The sequence below is a fragment of the Methanolobus bombayensis genome (assembly GCF_017873415.1).
GTDB classification, from domain to species: domain Archaea; phylum Halobacteriota; class Methanosarcinia; order Methanosarcinales; family Methanosarcinaceae; genus Methanolobus; species Methanolobus bombayensis.
Genome location: NZ_JAGGKD010000027.1, coordinates 1 through 16,325, shown reverse-complemented (window position 1 = coordinate 16,325; position 16,325 = coordinate 1). Strand labels below are relative to the sequence as shown.

At 37.4% G+C, this 16,325-nt stretch carries 10 protein-coding genes; 7 read left to right on the top strand and 3 right to left on the bottom strand.

The genetic code is table 11. The features are described from left to right. The first annotated feature begins 529 nt into the window (after positions 1-529). The 3 genes from J2746_RS14460 (at position 530) to J2746_RS14450 (ending at position 3,962) form a co-directional block, all read left to right on the top strand. On the top strand, positions 530-3,475 hold the full coding sequence (locus J2746_RS14460) for a NosD domain-containing protein (RefSeq protein ID WP_209622743.1): 2,946 nt from the start codon (positions 530-532) through the stop codon (positions 3,473-3,475). A gap of 17 nt (positions 3,476-3,492) precedes the next feature. Further along, the gene (locus J2746_RS14455) at positions 3,493-3,684 is read left to right on the top strand and encodes a HepT-like ribonuclease domain-containing protein (RefSeq protein WP_209622742.1); all 192 of its coding nucleotides are present in this window, start codon (positions 3,493-3,495) and stop codon (positions 3,682-3,684) included. A 71-nt stretch (positions 3,685-3,755) separates the two neighbouring features. Beyond that, entirely contained in the window at positions 3,756-3,962 is a 207-nt protein-coding gene (locus tag J2746_RS14450) for a YwbE family protein (protein ID WP_209622740.1), read from the top strand. Positions 3,963-3,990: 28 nt separating this feature from the next. Here J2746_RS14450 and J2746_RS14445 read toward each other — a convergent pair whose 3' ends face one another. After that, positions 3,991-4,182, bottom strand: a complete 192-nt coding sequence (locus tag J2746_RS14445; protein ID WP_209622738.1) for a hypothetical protein — start codon at positions 4,180-4,182, stop codon at positions 3,991-3,993. A 144-nt stretch (positions 4,183-4,326) separates the two neighbouring features. Continuing rightward, entirely contained in the window at positions 4,327-4,503 is a 177-nt protein-coding gene (locus J2746_RS14440; protein ID WP_209622737.1) for a CxxC-x17-CxxC domain-containing protein, read from the bottom strand. A 537-nt stretch (positions 4,504-5,040) separates the two neighbouring features. Between J2746_RS14440 and J2746_RS14435 the strand changes: the two genes are divergently transcribed. The 4 genes from J2746_RS14435 (at position 5,041) to J2746_RS14425 (ending at position 13,158) form a co-directional block, all read left to right on the top strand. Continuing rightward, entirely contained in the window at positions 5,041-8,694 is a 3,654-nt protein-coding gene (locus J2746_RS14435; protein ID WP_209622735.1) for a lectin like domain-containing protein, read from the top strand. Between the two features lie 211 nt (positions 8,695-8,905). Next, positions 8,906-12,541, top strand: coding sequence for a lectin like domain-containing protein (locus J2746_RS14430; protein ID WP_209622733.1), 3,636 nt, complete (start codon positions 8,906-8,908; stop codon positions 12,539-12,541). 196 nt (positions 12,542-12,737) lie between these two features. Further along, the gene (locus J2746_RS15040) at positions 12,738-12,923 is read left to right on the top strand and encodes a B12-binding domain-containing protein (RefSeq protein ID WP_425342659.1); all 186 of its coding nucleotides are present in this window, start codon (positions 12,738-12,740) and stop codon (positions 12,921-12,923) included. Beyond that, positions 12,862-13,158 carry a cobalamin B12-binding domain-containing protein gene (locus J2746_RS14425; protein WP_209622731.1) on the top strand — a complete coding sequence of 99 codons (297 nt, stop codon included), beginning with the start codon at positions 12,862-12,864 and terminating at the stop codon, positions 13,156-13,158. The genes J2746_RS15040 and J2746_RS14425 overlap by 62 nt, the downstream gene beginning before the upstream one ends. Positions 13,159-13,273: 115 nt before the next feature. Here the strand turns inward: J2746_RS14425 and J2746_RS14420 are convergent, their stop codons facing one another. Next, on the bottom strand, positions 13,274-16,240 hold the full coding sequence (locus J2746_RS14420; RefSeq protein WP_209622729.1) for a response regulator: 2,967 nt from the start codon (positions 16,238-16,240) through the stop codon (positions 13,274-13,276). Between the last annotated feature and the right edge of the window lie 85 nt (positions 16,241-16,325).

Below are 16,325 nucleotides of genomic sequence, written 5' to 3'. Positions count from 1 at the left end.
TCCTGTTCTGGAGTAGACTGTATTTTAATTGGTAATGTCAATTGCATAAAAAATACCTGTTTTATATTATGATTTAAGATTATTTAATTGTTAGTATTTGATACTGTTTTTTGATTGGTTTATGACGCTTTCATCCCCTACCTGTCGCTACGTTCCGAGGAAGGGGACTTCTCGCTTTTGAGTTAAAGTAATTCTCTTTATGTTCCTGGTAGGTTTTGGGTTGTGGTCTTACTTCCATATTCCTGATCTATTCAGATGAGATAAAAGAAAAGATAGGTCATGTTAGAATGATGTATATAAATGTGTAATTGTCCTCATGGTACAGCTACACTATTTCATTTGTACTTATAGGTCTGACAGCTGCTCTGTTCTTTGAATCTAATATAAATCGGCATACTTTTATAATATACCCTCAGATGTATTGAAATCCAATTATATTATAACAGAACATCATATGCATTATATTCACAAAGGTGGCACAGGGATGAGAGGACACAAAACATTTATTATTTCGTTATTATTCATTTGCATGTTAGTATCATTCATAGGAACAGTTTCAGCACAAGAGATCATGGTAGGGTCCGGTTATGGTAACACTACCATCACAGCTGCACTTGCAAATGCGAGCAACGGTGACATAATTACCGTAACCGACGGTACTTACAGTGGTAACATAGAAATAACTACGGATAATATTACAATTCGCTCTGAGAATGGTTATGCAAACACGATTTTCAACTCAGGATCCACTGAACAACATGCAATAAACATTAGTGCTGATAATGTTACAATAACCGGATTGAAAGTTTCCGGTTCATCTGATGTATTTTCCCAGCCTGCTGGTATATATTTAAATTCGGTTTCAGGTTGTAATATCTCAAATAATTATTTGACCGGAAACTCTTATGGTGTTTATCTTTCATCTTCTACTAACAATACAGTAAGAGACAATATTGCCAGTAGCAATTCTGATCGTGGGATATTTCTTGAATCCGGTTCTAGTTACAACAACATCATCAACAACACTGCCAATTCTAACCTGAGGGGCATCAGTCTTAAAAATTCAAACGAGAATAATAACATAAGCTACAATACGGTGACTGGGAATCAGCACTACGGAATACACTTACATTGGTCAGACAGTAACACTCTGACAAATAATACTGCCAGCGATAATGATTATTACGGTATTTACCTATATTATTCAGACAGTAACACTCTGTCAAACAATACGGCCAGTGATAATGATAATTACGGTCTTTACCTGGAGGATTCAGACAGAAATAATCTGACAAACAATACTGCCATCAATAACATTGATCACGGTATTTACCTAGATTCTTCACTCGACAATACTCTGACAAACAATACTGCCAGTAATAATGATGATTACGGGATTTATCTGTATTCTAATTCAGACAGCAATACTTTGACAAACAATACTGCCAGCGATAATGTTGATTACGGTATTTACCTGTCTTATTCAACTAACAATACCTTAACAGGCAATGTAATGTCACAGAATGCCTATAATCTATATGTGAACAGCGGTGGACTGGATGACTACTTAAATGATATTGATACAAGTAATCTTGTTGATGATAAGCCCGTTTATTACCTGACAAGCAGTTCAGATGATGTTGTTCCTTCAAATGCAGGTGTTGTCTATGCGATCAACTGTAGCAATGTGTCTGTGCAGGACATTAATATTGTAAATGAATACTATGGTGTCGTTTTCTACCAAACAGATAATTCAACAATTGAGAATGCCACAATATCTGAATGTTACGACGGTATTTCCCTGATTTCTAATTCATACAGCAATACTTTGACAAACAATACTGCCAGTAATAACGATCAGAGAGGTATTTACCTGTCTAGTTCAGACAGTTGTACACTGACAAACAACACTGCCAGTAATGATACTTACGGTATTTACCTGTATTCTTCAAGCAGCAATACTTTGGCAAACAATACTGCCAGTAATGATACTTACGGTATTTACCTGGCTTCTTCATCCAGCAATAATCTGACAAACAATACTGCCAGTAATAATGATGATTACGGTATTTACCTGGCTTCTTCAGACAGCTGTACACTGACAAACAATACTGCCAATGACACTAATAATGGTATTTGTCTGTCTTCTTCAAATAGCAATAATCTGACAAACAATATTGCCAGTAATAATGATGATTACGGTATTTATCTGTATTCTAATTCAGACAGCAATACTTTGACAAACAATACTGCCATCAATAACAGTCAAAGCGGTATTCTCCTGTCTGGTTCAGACAGCAATACTCTGACAAACAATACTGCCATCAATAACAGTCAAAGCGGTATTTTCTTGTATACTTCAGGCAGCAATAATCTGACAGACAATCAGGTAGATAACAATACTGTTTTTGATCTACGTCTGATTTCATCTACAAATAATGCAATAAATCCTCTCATCCTTGGTAATGACATGGCAGAACTGACATTTACTTCTACCACTTCAACTGTAGAAATATTGAGGAATGAGACAAATACCAATAATTTCTCCGGTAAAACCAATATTAATGGTTACATCGAAATAAATTCTGTATTGAGTAGCATGAATATGAGTCTCTTCTATAATAATATAGAAATGAGTTCTGCTGAGGAAGCTACGATTGCTTTGTACAAGCTAAATGGTACAGAATGGGCTGAAGTTCAGAGTACAACACTTGATACAAGCAGCAATACATTGTCAGTTAGTCTTACAGAATTCGGTACTTTTGCCCTTTTCAGGGATACAAATCCTACCATACCTACTACTCCAACCACAACCAGTAGCAGTTCATCAGGTACACGTGCATCTGTAAGTCAGGGTCAGAATCCTACAATAGTCTCAACCTCATCCTCATCCGTGAAGCGTATCACAGGAGGTTCAGAAATTAACTATGATTTCTCTGACAGTGGAACTCCTGTTCTTGGAGTAAGCTTTGATGCAAAGAATGATGAAGGTCTTGTGGTTGCCAAGGTTCAGGTACTTTCCAGTGCTCCAGAAGGTGTGCTTTCTGCATCAGGTAACTCTTACCAGATGATGAGCATTGATGTTGGAAGTGAAGGAACTATCTCCTCAGATAGTGCTGATAATGTTATGCTCCACTTCAAGGTGAGCAAACAGTGGATAGAAGAGAATAACATTGATGTTTCCACTATTCGTATGACCAGGTATCATGGTGACCAGTGGAATGATCTTCCAACAACTCAGGAAAGTGAAGATGGTGAATATTTCTATTTCTATGCTGAAACTCCTGGATTCTCCATTTTCGAGGTTGTCGGAGATGAGATTTCTGAAACTTCTGAACAGGCTTCGGAATCAACATCAATAGTTGAAGAAGAAGCAGAACCAGTAGAGGAAGAAGAAACTTCCAGCACACCTGGATTCACTGCTCTTGCAGGAATCGTGTTTGTTTCATTTGCTTTCCTTGTGAAAAGGAAATAAAATTAGAGGAGAGCTGTATGCTCTCTTTATCAGATAGTGTAAAAATAAGCAAAACCTCGATTCCATGGAAGAACATCGCAGGAATGTGGGATAAATTGATACATGCATATTTTGTTGTTGATATGGATATTCTCTGGAAAGCCGCTACTCAAGAGATTCCTATGATTGAACCGAAAATACAACAGATACTGCAAACTCTTGACAAATAAAGACATCTGACTTCTTCTTAGAAATACCCATTGACAAACAATCTTATATAATCTCAAACTCTCCTGCCAGCATGAATCCCGGAAGGTCACGAAAGAACATTAAAATTGGACTTGACGTTGGAATTGTTCTTAAGAAGGATCAAAGAAGTGGCAAGATAACCAAGGGTGTTGTCAAAAGAATCCTGACAAAATCATCTTCACATCCACACGGAATAAAAGTTCAACTGGAAGATGGTAGCGTTGGAAGAGTAAAAGAGATTTTTCCAGTAAATAACTAAATCTTAATTTAGTCTTAGATTTTCATTCTTAATCATCATTCTTAGTATAGCATGCAAACATTTTATTGCAGCTTTTGCATCTTGAACTGGATTTATATGCTGCTCCGAAATCACCCGGTTTACCGGAAGTGACTGAAACACATACAATGCTTTGTCCCAGGGGTATACCTGCAAGAATGTGGGAACCACATACCGGACATAACACCTTTTCTAACTTCATATCTACATTCCTCTCTAGCTTTGCTTACGGAACCTAATCGTATAAAAAACAAGGATCCAAAAAAGTTGTGTTGACAGATACTTATCATATAAATTGATGATAACATTGTATCTGTCTGAAATATACCAGAATTATACTTAACAATTAGTATCTTTTAGGTCTGTGGTTCTGGAAACATTCCCTGCAATATACAGGTCTGTCACCGGATGGCTTGAAAGGAACTTCAGTCTCCTGTTTACAATCAGAGCATGTTGCCTTGTGCATTTCTCTTGGACCGTTTTTTGATCTAAAGCCACCGCCGCCTCTGTCATTATATCCCATATTATATTTCTCCTAAAGTATTACATAGTTCGCACAGCAGAACCGAGACTGAGAATTATTGTATGAACAGTTATATATCTGTTTAAACCAAATCGCCCATTCCGATACGACTACTTCTTACTGTCAGCAATTGTTAAAAGAAGCACACAAAAATAGAGTAATCCTTTATTAACCGTTGAGCAATCGAACTAATGCCTACTACCACTCAATGGTATAAATAACCGATGCTATCAATTCAGAAAGTTTTCCGGTAATTTGCCCAGTTGCTAAAAATAATTTATCGGACAGACTGTGAAGAACATGGGCTTTCTCTACTCCTACACCCCATTAATCGTAATTATATGCCAAGTGTCCTTTTAGTTTTTCCTGTCATCTTTTAAGTGTAAAATCGTGCTATATCTTCTCAAGGAGATTTATTATATAGAGTAGTATATTTTAATATTTATTATATTTATTAAGTATCTTCTCAAAGGTCGCGGGTACAAGATGAAAAAACAAGCGAAATATTATGGCTTATCCTTAATTTGCTGCTTAATTATGTTCTTTACGATTATTTCTGTCAATGCAGTAGAGTTAGATTCACAAACAGAACTAAGTTCCATTTACAACGAATCGCAATTATTAACGGCACCCCTAAATCCTGCATTTCTAGAATATCAAGAAGCACTGGAACAGAGTCAAAATGACGTATCAGGTGCAGATGACCTGATATCTTTGTCTAATTTGGTATTATCGGGCAGTCAATCAAATTTACTATTTTCAAATGAAAATGAATCATCTGATATATTTACTCATTCAACCGGTTTAATTCCATCACCTGTAGACCTATCTTATCTTTCTCCTGTAAGCATGGATTCCTTGCTTGCTGACGATACTATCAGGACTTCAGGTCTTGAACTTAGTGGATCTGAAATCTCCTATCCATCCCGATATGACCTGCGTGACGAAAATGGTGTTACAGCTGTAAGAGATCAGGCCCGTGCCGGAAGTTGCTGGGCACATGCATCAATAGCATCCCTAGAATCATATCTTCTTTACAACAGATCAGAAACCTGGGATTTTTCAGAGAATAATGAAAAGAACGTTCTTGCTTACTCTTATCAGAATGGATTTGACCGTGATGCTGATGGTGGAGGCAACGCATTACTGGCATCTGCTTATTTCACAAGATGGGATGGTCCGGTACTCGAGTCCGATGATCCATATAACGATCTTTCAGGGGCATCTCCTTCTAACATACCAGTGTCAAAACATGTTCAGGAAGTACTTTTCATACCTATGAGGCAATCTGAACTTGATAATGATGAAATTAAATTTGCACTTCAACAATACGGTGCGGTGCATGTTAGTATGTCATGGTATGAGGACGCCTACAATTCTTCTTTCAGTTCATATTATTATAATGGTTCTTCTAGCGGTGGGGGTCATGCAGTGACTATAGTTGGATGGGATGATAATTACGACCGTAATAATTTCACCTCTGTTGCATCTGGTGACGGAGCTTTTATTGTTAAGAACAGCTGGGGTGATTCATGGGGTGATGATGGATATTTCTATGTATCTTACAATGATGCCAAATTTGGAAGAAGAACTATTAGTGCTGTTTTTACTGCCGAGAATGTCAGCAATTATGATCGTATCTATCAGTATGATGAGCTTGGTTGGATTACAAGTTATGGTTTTTACAATACTACTGGATATGGAGCAAATATTTTTACCGCATTAACAAATGAGACTCTGGAAGGAGTAAGCTTCTATACGACCAATTCAAATTCTTTCTACAACATATCTGTCTATCTGGACCCAGTATCCGGTCCTATTAATAGTTCCGGTCCTGTATCAGTGCAAAATGGAACAATTGCTATGGCAGGATATCACACAATTGACCTTGATACAAATGTTTCACTTAATAATGGACAGAATTTCTCAGTAGTAGTGCGATTCACAACACCTACCTACAATTATCCTCTCCCAATAGAATATCCAATATCAGGTTATAGTAGTAATGCACATGCTGAAGCAGGTGAGAGCTATGTAAGTTATAATGGAACCGGCTGGGAAGATATAAGCGAATCTGATGCAAATGTATGTATCAAAGCATTCACCAAAGAAAATAAAGAACCCAAAGCATCATTTGTTGCAGGCACAAGATACGTTCATGTTAATGAGACTGTAGATTTCCATGATACGAGTCTCTTCTCACCGGAAAGCTGGGAATGGGACTTTGGAGACAGTTCTACAACATCAGTCCAGAACCCACTGCATTCTTATTCTGATGCAGGTGTTTATAACGTATCACTAAACGCATCAAACGCTTATGGAAGTAACATTTCTGTAAGAACTTCTTTCATCCATGTTCTGGACTCTACAATTGTTGTCAATAGCAGTGGCAGTGCTGATTTCAGCACTATAACGGAAGCAATCAATGCTGCATCTGATGGTGATACTATTCTTGTAGAACCAGGTACTTATAATGAGAATCTGTATTTCAAAAATGATAATATCAGTCTTGTTTCATCTACAGGCAATCCTGAAGATATCAGGATAGTTTCATCTTCTTCCAGTAGCGTTGTTATTTACATAAAAGCAGATTACATCACGGTTTCAGGCATCAGTACTGAAAATGGTTCTATGGGGATAGTCGTTGATTCATCAAGTAGGTGTAACATAAGTAATTGCTATTCATCTGGAAATGCGTATGGTATTTATTTCTATAATTCTCGGGACAATAGTATCTATAATTGTACCTCATATGAAAACTCATATGGTTTACGTTTGCGTGGTTCAGTGAATAATATCCTGAACAACAACTCTATGAATAACAACACGTTTAATTCATATTTCGATTCAAACGCCAATATTGTAGAAAAAAGTAATTTGGTAGATGGAAAACAAATATATTATCTCTTGAACAGCTCTGATCAGGTTATAAATGCCAGTTCCAATGCCGGACTTGTCTATTTGTTAAATTGTTCGAACATAACAGTTGAAAATCTGAAAATCCTGAATAACTATTATGGATTTTACCTCTATGATAGCAACAATGTGATTATTGATAATAGTACAAGTACTGATAATCGATATGGTGCTTATTTTTCTTCGTCAGATAACAACAGGATATATAGTTGCAATATAAGTGGTATTTCAATTTATGGTCTTTCACTGGTTGAATGCAGTGACAATCTGATCTATAATAACTATTTCAACAACAGTAACAATGTCTACGTATCTGGTGGTGGTTCTAACCATTGGAACATCACAAGAACAGCAGGCACTAACATTATCAATGGAAGCTACCTTGGAGGAAACTACTGGGCAAAGCCGGATGGTACTGGCTGGAGCCAGACTGAGTATTCGGTCGGCAATGGTTTCTGTGCTGCATATGATATTAAAGAAGATGGAAAAAATACTGATTATCTCCCACTGACCCAGAATAATGTTCAACCGTCAGTTTCAGATGCAGCTTCCAGTCAGGAAAGCAATGACGATGGAATTCATGTAAGAATGGCCACAACCACATCATCTCCGTCAAATATCGTTGCAACAGATTCAAGTGTACGTTTTGTTGGTAGGGGTGCTGAAGTAGAGTATGTATTCACAGATGGTTCCACTCCGGTAAACGAGATTAGTTTTGAGTCGGAGACTAATGATGGTTATGTAATGGCGAGTGTCAGTCTTCTTGATGAATTGCCGGAAAGTTCTCCTGCACCTTCATCAGTAGCGGTTTATCAGGGAATGGAAATTATCCTTGGTGACGATGAATTCTCATCTGGCATTGGTGATGCGAAGATATCCTTCTCAGTTTCAAAAGAATGGCTTGAATCTAATGACTTTGGTGAAGGAGATATCCACATGGAACATTTCTCAAATGGAGCCTGGAATAAACTTCCAACTGTTGTAATAGGTGAAGATGCTGAATACTTCTACTTTGAAGCAACAACTACAGGTTTCTCTCCGTTCATGATATGTGCAGACACCAACAATGGTGTTGTGAGTAATGAAGTTCAGACTCCGGATTCCATAACAATGGCAACTAGTTCAGGTGTCGCTGAGAAGGAAGAAAACATTCAGTCGATAACAAAAGACAACGAAAAAAATTCAGGTACTACAATATTTGTTTTGCTTGCATTTATTCTGATCGGGGTGATAGGTCTTATGTACGGGAAAAAAGGTTCAAAAGGTAAAATATGAACCTTCTTTTTTATTTTAACAAAATAGCGTATTAGTTGTTTTTTTATTTTTTCAATAATTTCTTTTCATGTTATTTTCGACGCAACATTTATAATAAATTATTAATATATTAATTACTATACTTGTTATTTCTCCTTGTTTTAAGAAGGGACATATAATGAATAATTCAATATTATCAAATCGCTTATTACTCATTTTTTGTATCTTGTTGATGTTATTTTCCACTTGCTGTAATGCAGCTGAAATTGATCAACATACTTCCTCATACACAAATATCTCATCTGAGTCTGATATATCCATAGCACCTCTGAATCCTGCATTTGTAGAATATCAGCAAGAACTGGAGGAAGAACAAAATACGGTTCAGTCAAACTCAAACAATTTGACATTTTCAAGCCTTACATTGCCTGATAGTTCGGCAAATGAAGTGCCTTCTGAAACTTTTGATCATCCTACCGGACTTATTCCTTCACCTTTAGACCTTTCCCACCTTTCCCCTGTAAATATGGATGACCTGCTAAATGACGGCACTATTAAGACTTCAGATATTGAACTGATGGATTCTGAAGTATATCCATCCCGATATGACCTGCGTGATGAAAATGGTGTCACAGCAGTAAGAAATCAGGGGCAGGCTGGAAGTTGCTGGGCTCACTCAGCAACAGCATCTCTGGAATCCTATCTACTGCACAAAAAGTCAGAAACATGGGATTTTTCAGAGAATAATTTAAAAAATGTTCTTTCAAGCAGTTATCCGGATGGATTTGATCGCTCACATGCTGATGGTGGATTTGACCTTTATCCGGCTGCTTATTATACCAGATGGAGTGGTCCTGTAAGAGAATCAGATGATCCTTATGATGATTCATCCGGTGTGTCCCCTGATAACCTTCCGGATGCAAAGCATGTCCAGGAAATATTAATACTTCCCGGGTTTGAAGGCAATGATACTCTTTACAAATCAATGTTGATGAATTATGGGGCTATATCTGTTGCAATGTGGTATGGAAATTCTTATTTTGATAGTAATAATAATAGTTATTATTACAATGGTTCGGTTAGATATGCAAATCATGCCATAACTCTGGTTGGCTGGGATGATGATTATGCAGCTTCCAACTTCACTCCAAAAGCTCCGGGAAATGGTGCATTTATTATCAAAAATTCCTGGGGAGATAACTGGGGTGAGGACGGGTATTTTTACATATCCTATTATGATACAGTTATGGGAAACGATGAAGGTATGGATGGAATAGGAACACGGCCATATCTTGGTAATTTCATGTACACTGCTGAGGATTTCAACAACTACGATCATATTTATCAGTATGACACTCTCGGATGGGCGGCTTGTGCTGGATACAATAACAGTACTGTATATGGAGCAAACGTGTTCACAGCAAGTTCAAACGAGACCCTCGAAGCTGTAAGTTTCTATACGGTGGATTCAAACTCTTTATACAACATTTCCATCTATCTTAATCCAGAATCCGGTCCTGTCAACAGTTCCGGCCCATTTTTTGTCCAAAATGGAACGATTCCCATAGCAGGTTACCATACCATCGATCTTGATACAAATGTTTCACTTAGCGACGGACAAAACTTCTCGGTAGTAGTAAAATTTACGACTCCGAATTACGATTATCCTGTAGCTATAGAATATCCAATTGATGATTATAGTAATGCACATGCAGACCCCGGACAAAGTTATATGAGTCCAGATGGGAATGAGTGGGAGGATATATCTGAATCGGAGAAGAATATATGTATCAAAGCTTTCACTACCGAGGAAAGAGGACCGGAATCAAGTTTTTTTGTAGATTCGAGTTATGTCTATGTCAATGAAACTGCGAATTTTAAGGATGTAAGTCTCTTTTCCCCGGATACGTGGGATTGGGACTTTGGGGACGGTTCAACATCATCAGAGCAGAATCCTTCACATGTTTATACAAGTCCGGGTTTCTATGATGTATCTCTGAATGTATCCAACTCATTTGGAAGTAATGTTTCAACAAAAAACTCTGTAATTTATATTAGTAACTCCACTCTTGTCGTGAATAGCAGCGGTACTTCTGCTTTTTCAACAATAAATGAGGCTGTAGATCTGGTACAGGACGGTGATACTATATTGGTAGAACCAGGGGTATACAATGAAAGGGTGACAATTACAGAAAACAACGTTAGTCTTGTTTCGTCGACTGGTAACCCTGAAGATGTCAGGATTATATGTAATGAAGCTGGTTATGCCACCATTGCTATTGATGCAGATAATATTGCGATTTCAGGTGTCACGGCTTCAAATGGTTATTTTGGGATTAAGCTCTCTTCTTCGCAAGTATCTAACATTTCTAACTGTATTGTTAGTGAAAATAACATTGGTTTGCAAATTTTACTTTCTTCACAGAATAACATTTTGAAAAATAATTGTATGTTAAATAATACGTTCAATTGCCGATTTGATTCTTATCCCAATGATATAGATACAAGTAATACGGTTGATGGAAAACCAATTTATTATCTGGTAAACATTTCAGATCTTATCATCGATTCGGGTTCTAATGCTGGTGTTGTATACCTATTTAATTGTTCCAATATTTCTATAAAGGATTTAAATGTAGAAAATAATGTAGATGGTTTTTATCTTGAGAACAGCAACAATATTACAATTTCAAATTGCACGTCCGGCAGTAATAGTTATGGTCTCTTTTTATACTCATCAAACAATAACGTGATAGAAGATTGCAATATAAGTAATTCTACTAGCGGGCTCGCTTTATCTTCGTCATTTAATAATACAATAGAGGGTTGTACAATATCTAATAATCCTGCCGGTATAGTAATGGAGGATAGTGCTGATAACCTGATCTATAATAATTATTTCAATAACAATATCAATGTAGACAGCTATGATATTGGTTCCAACGACTGGAATATCACAAGAACATCAGGCATTAACATCATTAATGGAAGTTACCTTGGAGGAAACTTCTGGGCAAAACCGGATGGTACTGGATGGAGCCAGACTGAATACTCCGTTGGAAATGGCTTCTCTGATGCATATGAAATTACTGATGATGGGAACAACATTGACTATCTCCCACTGACCCTGAATAATGTTCAACCGTTAGTTTCAGATGCAGCTTCCAGTCAGGAAAGCAATGACGATGGAATTCATGTAAGAATGGCCACAACCACATCATCTCCGTTAAATATCGTTGCAACTGATTCAAGTGTACGTTTTGTTGGAAAGGATGCTGAAGTAGAATATGTATTCACAGATGGTTCCACTCCGGTAAACAAGATTAGTTTTGAGTCTGACATAAATGAGGGTTATGTAATGGCAAGCATCGTTCTGCTTGATGAGCTGCCGGAAAGTTCTCCAGCACCTTCATTGGTAACGGTTTACCAGGGAATGGAGATTATACTCGGGGACGAAGATTTCTCATCAGGTATTGGTGATGCGAAGATCTCTTTTTCAGTTTCAAAAGAATGGCTTGAATCAAATGGCTTTAGTGAAGGAAATGTCCATATGGAACACTTCTCAGATGGTATCTGGAACAAACTTCCAACTGTTGTAACAGGTGAAGATGATGAGTACTTCTACTTTGAAGCAACAACCACAGGATTTTCGCCATTTATGATCTGTGCCGAACTTTCAGGAGAAAGTCTGGTTAATGCAGGGTCTTCTTCGGATTATATCGACGAAGCTGCAGTTTCAGAGAATATCGTGCCGGATGCTCTACAGGATTCCGGGCAATCTGGGGATTATCCTGTAAACACATTAACGACTATATCTGGTTTGATGGTGGTCACAATTCTGGGCTTAGTTGTCAAAATGAAGAGATAGGAATGACATTCTGATCTCTTCTTTTTTCTTTCGAAATCAACAGTATATATGTTGGAATGAATAACAAATACCAATAGAAAAATAAATTCAATATATGTCTGCTTAACACAGATATCAAATGTGCAGTCAGGTCCATAAAAGAGGCTCTTGAAAATGGAATCGATACCTGAACGTATTCCAGAGCTCGCAATAAGAGATTGGAAGGCTGTGGCAAATCAATTATATCAGTGTAGCTCAAGAACATTTTTGTACTGCTGTCACACAGAAAATAATGGCCAAATTATACCCTTACATCATATCAGATACTATCAGTGACCGCAATGTTGTTGCTGCCTGTTGTAGGCACAGAGTTACACGAAATGGGAATCAGGATGGTTGCTGACATTTTTGAGATCAATGGATGGAATAGCTTTTATCTTGGAGCAAACACACCTTCAGATAGTATATTAAAGATCTTGAACGATAATAATAGTGACATTGTTCTTCTATCAGTTACTATGATACCTCACCTGACTATTCTAAGCGATCTCATAGAACTGATCAAAAAGGAACGGAAAAACGGCTCTGTAGAAATCCTTGGTATTCTAATGGAGGTCGAAGTTAACAATAATTCATAAAGTACTATATGCTATTGAATATATTTCCATATTACAACCTATTGCTATTGATTTCAATAGAATCTCTACAGAGCCCATATTTTTAAAATTGGTTAAATAAGGAAATACCCGTATATTATATCTCCTTTAATCTGTACACCAGCAACTCAAACTCTTTTTCAATCTCCGGAAATAGACTCCTGACCTCTTCAAGTTCTCCCTTCATAGCTGCCTTTTCTATTTTTCCAGCACAATTGCTCAAAGATATTCCTCCGATGTTTACAGAAGAACCCTTTATCTTATGTGCAAACTCACTTAGTTTTTCCAGGTTATCTTCATCCATTGATTTTTTAAGACCTTTTATTTGTTCAGGTGCATCCATCAGGAATATCTCTATGATCTTTCTGATCATCTCAGTATCACCCATCATATTCTCCATCAAATGTTGACTGTCAAACACGACCTCATCAGATTGGGTTTCCAACTCCATTGAAGAATCATCTACGCCATAAGCATCCTTATTCACGGTTGTTTCCCATTTTTGCATAATTTTTTGTAGAGATTGCAAGGAGACTGGTTTTGATATATAATCATTCATACCGGCTTCCAAGCATTTTTCCTTGTCACCTTTCATAGCATGAGCTGTCATTGCAATTATTGGTATATCTCTTTTCAAGACCGGAGGTTCAGAATACCTTATTGCTTTTGTGGCTTCCAGACCATCCATTTCCGGCATCTGTACATCCATAAGCACAAGGTCATAAGGAATGGTTTTCAGTGAATCTAATGCCTCTTTGCCATCAGCTACTGTATCCACGTGATGACCCAGTTTTTTTAGCATACTCTGAGCTACTTTTTGATTAACAATATTATCTTCAGCTAAAAGAATCCTTAACTCAGTGCCGCTTGAGTCTCGTTTATTGAAATTAGCATTTGTAGGCCTGGTTTCAACTTTCTGTTCAGCAAACACTGAAATATTGCACAATTTATTGAATAATTCTGACTGGTTCACAGGCTTGGTAAGACGAGCTGCAAAATGTCCTTTTTCAAACTTTTCTGACTTTGATATGTGACCAAGAGAGGTAAGCAGTACAAGATGAGTATTTTTTAGACGCTCATCTGACTTTATCACTTTTGCAAGGGTCGTACCGTCCATACCCGGCATTTGCATATCCAGAATTACTATCTGGAATGGTTTGTCCTCTTCACAAGCCCTATATAATAGTTGCAATGCAGCAGGACCATCCACAGCTTCTTTAATGTCTCTCAAACCCCATGAAGATAACTGTTTACATAAAATCTCACGATTTGTGGAATTATCGTCTACCACTAGAATTGGTAAATCAGATATCTCTTTAGAAACAACCAGTTTAGATTTGTTTTGTCTCTGTTTGACAAATTTAATTTTAAACCAAAACTCCGAGCCTTTGTCCTCTTCACTTTCAACACCGATGCTACCCCCCATCATCTCCACCAGTTGTTTGGAGATTGCAAGGCCAAGCCCGGTACCACCAAATTTACGTGTGGTTGAGGCATCAACCTGATAGAACTGACTGAAAAGAAGGTCTTTTTTGTCTTTTGGAATGCCAATCCCTGTATCCCTGACTGAGAAACGCAAAACAGCTTCTGTATCAGTTTCAGAGATCAAAGCAATATGAATCGCCACTTCTCCGTGGTCCGTGAATTTAATTGCATTACCGGTTAAATTTATCAATATCTGTTGTAAACGTCCGGAATCGCCTTTTATGCAGGAAGGAACATCCGGGTCTGTCGCACAAATGAATTCCAGTCCTTTATCATGTGCCTTTACAGATAACATAGAAGCAAATTCATCCAGCATATTGTGTAGATTGAAATTTGTAATCTCCAGTTCAAGCTTACCAGCTTCTATTTTTGAAAAATCAAGGATGTCGTTGATAAGGTTGAGCAAAGTTTCTCCACTTGTCTGTATCGTTTCAGTGTAGTGCTGTTGCTCTTCATCAAGTTCAGTGGCTAAAAGCAATCCCGTCATACCTATTACACCATTCATTGGAGTACGGATCTCATGGGACATGTTCGCCAAAAATTCGCTTTTAGCTTTGGTGGCTTCCTCTGCTTTGAATAAGGCAACATCGAGTTTCTTGTTCTTCAGCTCTAACTCTTTTGCATATTCTTGCAATTTGTTCTCTGCAAGCCTTCGAGCAGTGATATCAATGTGAGATACCACTACTTTACGTGGGAGAGAATAAGTCTCTTCAAATGGAGAGATCTTTCCTACAAACCATCTCTTTTCATCAGGTGAATGACAGGGATATTCAAGTTCAAATTGTTCAAGTGAACCTGCTATTACTTCTTCTATCCCCTTTGCAAACTGTATTGCCAAATCTTCATCTTCACCCCTGGAAGCTTTTGCTATGTCAATGTAATTTGTCCCTTCACAAACCCTGTCCATATCAGCTGAATTATTGATAGCAAAATCATCCCAGGATTTATTTGTTTTTATTATGTATCCACTTTCATCAAGTACACAAATATTTGCATATAAAGAGTCTAAAGTGGACTGATTGAGGATATTTAATTCCTTAATTAGATTTTCTGTATGCCAGTTACTGGTAATATCACGACCTACACCTACGAGCCCTACAGTTTCTCCAGTAGAACTAAGCAAAGGCGCTTTAATTGTATCAAGCAGAACCTTTTTACCATCGGGGTAATCTACCCATTCTTCATTATTTCTGGGTTTACCTGATTGCATCATGAGTTCATCGTTCTTTCGGAAAAAATCGGCAACTTCCTTACTAAATAGATCATAATCTGTTTTGCCAATAATATCTTCTTTTTTCCTGCCAACAAGCTTTGAGAACCCGGGATTGCATCCCAAATACACTCCATCCTTATCTTTGAAGAATATGATATCAGGTATCGAATCAAGCAGGCCTTGTAGCAATGACCGTTCTTTCTCTAAATTCTCTTCTGCAATTTTACGGTCAGTTATGTCCCTTGCTGCAGCATAAATAAAATCTCCTTCAGGCATAGAACGCCATTCTATCCAGCGATATGTACCATCTCTGCAACGATATCGATTTTCGAAATTTAAGAGTTGATTTTGAGATTTTATAGTCATTAACTAAACATTTCTAACTTATCGCTCATGAACTTTTCTATCCATCTTTTTGCAAAACTAAGTTTTAATGAACATTTCATGAACT